10 protein-coding genes are annotated in these 6,521 nt (G+C 77.2%); 8 read left to right on the forward strand and 2 right to left on the reverse strand.

Annotated elements, in window-relative coordinates; all coding sequences use genetic code 11:
* Positions 1-23 precede the first annotated feature (23 nt).
* From E9565_RS18370 to E9565_RS18400, 7 genes are all read left to right on the forward strand, one after another.
* Positions 24-482, forward strand: a complete 459-nt coding sequence (locus E9565_RS18370; RefSeq protein ID WP_236828728.1) for a Fur family transcriptional regulator — start codon at positions 24-26, stop codon at positions 480-482.
* Positions 479-1,588 (forward strand): folate-binding protein YgfZ, encoded by a 1,110-nt coding sequence (locus tag E9565_RS18375; RefSeq protein ID WP_236828727.1) that lies wholly within the window; start codon positions 479-481, stop codon positions 1,586-1,588. The genes E9565_RS18370 and E9565_RS18375 overlap by 4 nt, the downstream gene beginning before the upstream one ends.
* A 124-nt stretch (positions 1,589-1,712) precedes the next feature.
* Positions 1,713-2,273, forward strand: coding sequence for an aerial mycelium formation protein (locus E9565_RS18380; RefSeq protein WP_236828726.1), 561 nt, complete (start codon positions 1,713-1,715; stop codon positions 2,271-2,273).
* Positions 2,274-2,391: 118 nt separating this feature from the next.
* A complete protein-coding gene (locus tag E9565_RS18385; RefSeq protein ID WP_236828725.1) occupies positions 2,392-3,336 on the forward strand; it encodes an asparaginase in 945 nt (314 codons plus the stop codon).
* Positions 3,337-3,424: 88 nt separating this feature from the next.
* Positions 3,425-3,877, forward strand: a complete 453-nt coding sequence (locus E9565_RS18390) for a helix-turn-helix domain-containing protein (protein ID WP_236828724.1) — start codon at positions 3,425-3,427, stop codon at positions 3,875-3,877.
* Between the two features lie 35 nt (positions 3,878-3,912).
* Positions 3,913-4,689 (forward strand): hypothetical protein, encoded by a 777-nt coding sequence (locus E9565_RS18395; protein WP_236836324.1) that lies wholly within the window; start codon positions 3,913-3,915, stop codon positions 4,687-4,689.
* Positions 4,690-4,826: 137 nt separating this feature from the next.
* The gene (locus tag E9565_RS18400) at positions 4,827-5,114 is read left to right on the forward strand and encodes a DUF2516 family protein (protein ID WP_236828722.1); all 288 of its coding nucleotides are present in this window, start codon (positions 4,827-4,829) and stop codon (positions 5,112-5,114) included.
* Positions 5,115-5,127: 13 nt separating this feature from the next.
* Here the strand turns inward: E9565_RS18400 and E9565_RS18405 are convergent, their stop codons facing one another.
* Positions 5,128-5,331 carry a PspC domain-containing protein gene (locus E9565_RS18405; RefSeq protein ID WP_236828721.1) on the reverse strand — a complete coding sequence of 68 codons (204 nt, stop codon included), beginning with the start codon at positions 5,329-5,331 and terminating at the stop codon, positions 5,128-5,130.
* Between the two features lie 44 nt (positions 5,332-5,375).
* Complete coding sequence (locus E9565_RS18410) at positions 5,376-6,215, reverse strand: spermidine synthase (RefSeq protein ID WP_236828720.1); 840 nt, start codon at positions 6,213-6,215, stop codon at positions 5,376-5,378.
* A 101-nt stretch (positions 6,216-6,316) separates the two neighbouring features.
* On the opposite strand from E9565_RS18410, the gene E9565_RS18415 reads away from it, so the two are divergent.
* Positions 6,317-6,521, forward strand: a 205-nt coding sequence (locus E9565_RS18415) for a hypothetical protein (protein WP_236833608.1), incomplete at its 3' end; no start/stop codon positions are given.

Genomic DNA, 6,521 nt, shown 5'->3' on the forward strand with positions numbered 1-6,521 from the left:
TACGCGGGGAATAGGCTCGCACCATGGGCACCGACGACGTCGCCGCCCCGCTCGCCGAGCAGCTGCGCGCGCGGGGGTTGCGCCTGACCCCGCAGCGCGCCCGGGTGCTGGCCGCGGTCGGCGCGCTGGCGCACGCCACCCCGGAGGCGATCGTCGCCCGCCTGCGCGAGGAGGCCGGCCCCGGCGGCAGCGCGCCCGACACCTCGACGGTCTACCGCACCCTCGAGCTGCTCGAACGGCTCGGGCTCGTCTGGCACACCCACCTGGGGCGCGGCGCGCCGGTCTACCACGCCGCCGAGCGCCCCCACCTGCACGTCGTCTGCAACTCCTGCGGGGAGATCTCCTCGGCCGCGCCCGACCTGCTCGACGAGGCCGCGGAACGTCTGGCGGCCGACCTGGGTTTCACCGTGGACGTCGGCCACGTCGCCCTGTCGGGCACGTGCCGCGCCTGCCGAGACCGCGCCGGAACGGAGTCCTCATGACCACGCCCTCGCCCCTCCTCGCCCGCCCCGGGGCGGTCGCCGTCGAGCCGGGGCCGGAGGTGACCCGCGTCGTCGCGGCGCACTACGGCGACCCGCTGCGCGAGCAGCGGCTGCTCGCCGAGGGCGCCGGCCTGGTGGACCGGAGCGACCGCGACGTGCTCGCGGTGCCCGGGGCCGACCGCCTCTCCTGGCTGCACAGCATCACCAGCCAGCACGTCGCCCAGCTGGCCGACGGCGCCGGCAGCGAGGCGCTGGTCCTCAGCCCCCACGGCCACGTCGAGCACCACCTCGTCGTGGCCGAGCTGGCCGGCACGACGTGGGCCGACGTCGAGCCGGGCGCCGGCCCCGCCCTGCTGGCCTTCCTCGAGCGGATGCGCTTCATGCTGCGGGTGGAGCCGCGCCTGGTGGCCGACGACCGGGCCCTGCTGTCGCTCGTCGGCCCCGGGTCGGCCGCGGCCCTGGCGGGAGCCGGGCTGCCGGTGCCCGCGGAGCCGTATGCGGTGCAGGCGCTCGGCGAGGGCTGGGTGCGCCGCATGCCCGCCGTCGGCGACGGCGCGGCCGTCGTCCACGACCTGCTCGTGCCGCGGTCGGAGGTCGCCGCCCTGGCCGACCGGCTGGGCGTCCCGCTCGCCGGCGCCTCGGCCTACGAGGCGTTGCGCGTGGAGGCCCGGCGGCCCCGCTTCGGCGTCGACACCGACCACCGCACCATCCCGAACGAGCTCGAGTGGCTGCGCACCGCCGTCCACCTGGACAAGGGCTGCTACCGCGGGCAGGAGACCGTGGCGCGGGTGCACAACCTGGGGCGCCCGCCGCGCCGCCTGGTGCTGCTGCACCTCGACGGCGTCAGCGAGGACCTGCCGGCGCCCGGCGAGCCGGTGCTGGCGGGCGCGCGCGAGGTGGGGCGGGTGGGCAGCGTGGTGCGGCACCACGAGCTGGGCGTCGTCGCCCTGGCGCTGGTCAAGCAGTCGGTGGCCCCGGACGCCGCGCTGACCGTGGCCGGCTCCACCGCCTCGATCGACCCCGACGACGCCCCACCGGCGCTCGACGACACCCAGGTGGCGGCGCGCAACCGGGTCCGGGCCGTCCGGTCTGGGACGATCGGCTGAGCGCGCCGCACCCGCCCGCGCACCGGGTGGGCAGGCCGCGGCCGCTGACCTACGCTCCGCCCAGCGCCCGCCGCTGACCACCGCCGATGCCCGCGCCGGGCGTCCCCGCACCTGGAGGCCACCCGTGAGCCCGAAGCCGTCCCCCGCCGGGGGTGCCGCCGTCGACGCGCTGCTGGACCCCGCGTTCCTGGAGAGCGCCGTGCGCCGGCCGATGGGTGACGTGCGCCGGCTGCGCCGCGAGGCCGAGCAGCAGGAGGTCAACCTCTCCTACACCCGGCGGCTGCTGCAGGGGCGCCTGGACATCGTGCGGCGGGAGCTGCAGCGGCGGGCCGAGCACGACGGGCGGTCGCTGGTGGACCTGCTGCCCGAGATCCTCGCCGAGAAGGGGCGCGGCCCGGCGCACGGCCTGGGGCGGCACCAGACGGTGCAGCCCGCGGACCCCCAGGAGTACGAGTCCTGGGTCAACTCCCTCACCCCGGGCGCCGACCTGTCGGCGATCACCGAGCTCGCCGACAACAAGCTGGAGGCGGCGGCCCGGTCGCTCGCGGACGCCGAGAAGGGGCTCTCGGAGCGCCGCCGCGGCGTGCAGCAGGTCATGGACGCGCTCGCGGCCGAGCTCGGCCGCCGGTACCGCGACGGCGAGGCCGACGTCGCCGCCCTGCTCGCCGACGAGGGGCGCCACTAGGAGGACCGCTCCTCCCCCCATGCCGCGCGTGGTCGGCATGGGACCCTGAGGCGTGGCCGTTCCAGCACCTGACCAGGCTCCCGGCGGTGCCCCCGCCTCTCCGTGGCCGGACAACCCGGTGCTGGTGGAGGTCCACCGCTCGGGCTTCCTGGAGTCGGTGCACCGGGGGTCGCTGGTGGTGCTGGACGCCGCGGGTGAGGTGGTGCTCGCGGCCGGTGCGGTCGACCGCCCGATCCTGCCCCGGTCGGCGAACAAGCCGGTGCAGGCGACGGCGCTGCTGGCGGCCGGCTGGGTGCCGCGCGCGGGCGAGGAGCTGGCGATCGGCGCCGGCTCCCACCTCGGCGAGGACGGGCACCGGGAGCTGGCCGGGGCGATGCTCGCCGCTGCAGGGCTGGGCCCCGAGGCCCTGGGGTGCCCGCCGGCGCTGCCCGCGCACGAGGAGACGAAGGCGGCCTGGCTCGCCGCCGGCCGGGCGCCGGAGCGGCTGGCCATGAACTGCTCGGGCAAGCACGCGGCGATGCTGTCGGCCTGCGTGGCGGCAGGCTGGCCGACGGAGGGCTACCTGGACCGGGAGCACCCCCTGCAGCAGGCGATCGAGGCGCGGCTGGGCGAGGCGGCCGGCGAGCCGGTCGCGGCGGTCGTCGTCGACGGCTGCGGCGCGCCGCAGCACGCGCTCCCGCTCACCGGGCTGGCGCGCGGCGTGCTCTCGCTGGTGCAGGCCCTGGAGGGTTCGCCCGGCCGGGCGGTGGCCGACGCGATGCGGGCCCACCCGTGGTTCGTCGCCGGCACCGGCCGGGAGGACACCGACCTGATGCGCGCGGTCCCCGGCCTGCTGGTGAAGGGCGGTGCCGACGGCGTCCACGTGGCGGCGCTACCGGGGGCGGGGGCCGTCGCGCTCAAGCTCGACGACGGCGGGGACCGGGGGCGGACCCCGGCGCTCGCGGCCGGGCTGCGGCGGCTCGGCGTCGGCCCGGAGGTGCTTGCTCCGTGGGCGCGGACGCCCGTCAGCGGGGGCGACGGCGTCGTCGGCGAGGTCCGTGCGTCCGCGGCGCTGGGCGGCTGACCAGCTCCGCCGGGGTGTGGGCGCGATCACGCCGAAGTGCTAGCCGCTCCGCTTGCAGGAGCTAGCATCCGGGGTTAGCGTCGAGGGCGTGCAGACCCCTGGTGACTTCGTCCGCGAGCAGGTGACCTCCGTCCGTTCCACGGTGGACCGGGTCGCCGACTCGGTCGCCGACGCGTCCGGCGTCTCGGCGGTCAGCTCGTCGGTGGGCGACTTCATCCGCGAGCAGCGCAACGCCGCGCGGGTCTCGCTGCGCGAGCTGGCCCGCACCGCCGGCGTCAGCAACCCCTACCTGTCCCAGGTGGAGCGGGGCCTCCGCAAGCCGTCAGCGGAGATCCTCGCGTCGATCGCCCGGGGCCTGAAGATCTCGGCCGAGACGCTCTACGAGCGGGCGGGGATCCTCGACCGGCGTTCCGGTAACCCGGACACCGTGGCGGCGATCCGCTCCGACGACGCGCTGTCCGAGCGGCACAAGGCCGTCCTGCTCGAGCTCTACGAGACCTACGTCCGTGAGCACCGGGCCTCGTCCCCGGCCGCCAGCTGACCATCCCCCCATCTCCCACTCCCGAGGAGTCCGGCATGACCCCCACCCAGACCGTGAAGCAGTACGGCGAGCTCGCCGTGGCCCAGGGCCGCACCCTGGCCGAGCAGGCCCGCACCCCGCTGCTGGCCTTCGTCGGCGCCGGTGACCTGGCCGTCGAGCGCGCCCGCACCGTCGTCGCCCAGTTCCGCAGCACCGCCGAGGCGCTGCCCGGCGAGGCGCAGGTGCAGGCCGACCTCGCCGTCAAGGAGGCCCGCACCCGGGCAGCCGAGGCCGCCGGCACCGCCCGCACCACGGCGCACCAGCTGGCCGTCGCGGCCCGTCCGGAGGCGCTGCGCAGCACCGTCGCCGGCCTGGTCGAGACCGCCCGCACCCAGGCGATCGCCACCGTGGAGACGCTCGCCGAGCGCGGCGCCGTCGTCGTCGAGGACCTGCGCCGCCAGCCCGGCGTCCGGCGCATCGTGCGCCGCGCCGAGGACGCCGTCGACACCGTCGAGGAGCGCATCGAGGACGTCCTCGAGGAGGGCGCCGAGGCCGTCGTCGAGGTCTCCAACGAGGTGACCTCGGTCGCCCAGAAGACCGCCGCCAAGGCGACCAAGGCCGCCGCGAAGGCGGAGGAGAAGGTTGAGGACGCCGCCGAGGCGACCAAGGCGTCCGCCGAGGAGGCCGTCGAGGCCCCCAAGCGCCGGTCGACCGCCAAGAAGACCACCCCCGCCGCCCGCAAGTCGCCGGCCAAGGCCACCTCGGCGCGCGTGACCCGCGCCCGCACGGCCAAGCCGGCCGACCCGACCGCCGTGCCCGCCAAGAAGAACTGACCGCACGGCACCACCGACCAGGGCCCCGGAGCTGCGACCAGCGCTCCGGGGCCCTGTCGCGTCCGCAGGTCGTCGCCCCCGCCGCACCGGGGCTCGGCCGCCCCGGTGGGGCTCGGGCCGCGAGTAGGCTCGCGGGCATGGGTCTGTTCGACGGGTGGCTGCTGCTGGGCCTGTACTGGGCGTCCCTGGGGCTGACCGCCTGGGCGTTCGTCGACGCGCTCATCCGGCCCGCGGCCGGGTACGTGGCCGCCGGCAAGCTCACCAAGCCGGGCTGGGCGGCGATCACCGGCCTGGCCCTGCTCGTCATCTTCTGGATGAAGACCCCGCTGTCGCTGCTCGGACTGCCCGCCGTGATCGCGGCGATCGTCTACCTGGTCGACGTGCGCCCCGCCGTGGGGGGCATGCGCCGCGACAACACCTGGTAGCAGCCGGCCGCGCTCAGTACCGGTCGTCGGCCGGGATGAGCACCCACAGCAGCAGGTAGGCCACGAACTGCGGGCCGGGGAGCACGCAGGAGACCACGAACGCCACGCGCAGGCCGCTGCGCGAGAGCCCGTAGCGCCGGGCGATCCCGGCGCAGACGCCGGCGATCATCTTGTGGCGGGTGTCCCGGCGGAGCCGGTACGGCGAGGGCGTGGTCATGCGGCCAGCCTAGGGCGGCGGGCCGCCGCCGACCGGTCGGGAGGTCAGCGGCCGAACACGCCTGCGGGCGGCTCGGGCGAGGGCTCGGCGTCGGCGTCGAGCACCGGTCGCGCATCGCCCACGAACCGGTCGAGGTCGTCGCCGTCCACGACGCGTGACGGCATCGGGTCGCGGGCGCAGGCGCGGCTGAGCTCCGCCAGCGGCAGCTCCGCGTCGGACGCGACGGCGACCAGGTTGCCGAACCGCCGGCCCCGGAGGGTCCCCGGCTCGGCGAGCAGGCAGACGTGCCGGAAGGCCGTGCGCAGCGTGGCGACCTGGCCCCGGGCGAAGCGCAGCGGCGGGCCGTCGGCGACGTTGGCCGCGTGGACGCCGCCGGGCCGCAGGACGCGGGCGACCTCCGCCGCGAACTCGACGGTGGTCAGGTGGGCCGGCGTGCGGGCGCCGGCGAACACGTCGGTGACGACGACGTCGGCGCTGCCCGGGCGCAGGGCGGCGAGCGCCTCCCGGGCGTCGGCGGCCCGGACCCGCACCCTCGCCGCCCGCGGCAGCGGCAGGTGCTCGCGCACGAGGTCGGTGAGCGGCTGGTCGATCTCGGCCACCCGCTGGCGGGAGCCGGGGCGCGTGGCGGCCACGTAGCGGGGGAGCGTCAGCGCCCCGCCGCCGAGGTGCACCACGTCCAGCGGTGCCCCCGGTGCCGCGGCGGTGTCCAGCACGTGCCCGATCCGCCGCACGTACTCGAACTCCAGGTGCGCCGGGTCGGTGAGGTCCACGTGCGACTGCGGGGTGTCGTTGAGCATCAGCACCCAGGAGCCGTCCCGGTCGGCGTCGGCGAGCAGCTCGGCGGTGCCGCCGTCCACGGAGACCGGCCCCGGCGGTGTCCTCACCGGCGTCCCGTCCCCGCCCGGCACCCGGCCGTCCCCGCGCTCATCCGGGTCATGGTCCCACCGGGAGGACTCCGGGCGCCCGGGTGGCTACCGTCCCGGTCGTGCGCCGGGTCCGCCTCTCCCCGCGGGAGATCACCGCCTTCGGCAGCCGCGGCATCTCCATGGTGTCGCCGGCCCGGGTACCCGGACCGGTGCCTGGCTTCGGGGTGCACGTGGCGACCTTCGCGGCCGGCGCGGTCGTGGGGAGGCACGAGACGCGTCTCTGGCAGCTGCTCGCGGTGGTCTCCGGCGCGGGCTGGGCGGGCG

The organism is Blastococcus sp. KM273129 (genome assembly GCF_021698995.1).
In the GTDB taxonomy this organism is placed as follows: domain Bacteria; phylum Actinomycetota; class Actinomycetes; order Mycobacteriales; family Geodermatophilaceae; genus Blastococcus.